This window comes from Campylobacter sp. W0014 (assembly GCF_020135975.1).
GTDB lineage: Bacteria > Campylobacterota > Campylobacteria > Campylobacterales > Campylobacteraceae > Campylobacter_D.
This window is the reverse complement of the sequence record NZ_JACHTR010000126.1, coordinates 1-275: the sequence shown is the minus strand read 5'-3', so window position 1 is coordinate 275 and position 275 is coordinate 1. Positions and strand designations below refer to the sequence as shown.

At 33.1% G+C, this 275-nt stretch carries 1 pseudogene; it reads right to left on the bottom strand.

What is annotated here, in order from left to right:
* Positions 1–275, bottom strand: a pseudogene (locus tag H2277_RS09250) (hypothetical protein); the annotation flags it as partial.

Below are 275 nucleotides of genomic sequence, written 5' to 3'. Positions count from 1 at the left end.
TAAGTTCTTGCGGAAAATTATATCTATATATAGCAGGAATTCTAGGATCAAGAAGTTTATCAAGCTTATGTCTTTTATAATACCATTCTAGTTTTTCAGGAGTAAGATAATAAGGTGCATTAGGATAGCCTTGAGGAGGAGTGAGGGCTGCTAGTTTGGCAGTTAAAATCATAGAATCTATTTTTAATTGCGCATCATTCCAGTCATTTGGAATATCATAGCCATAAGCATTAATCATACCATTAGAATACCCATCCATATAACGATCAAATTCT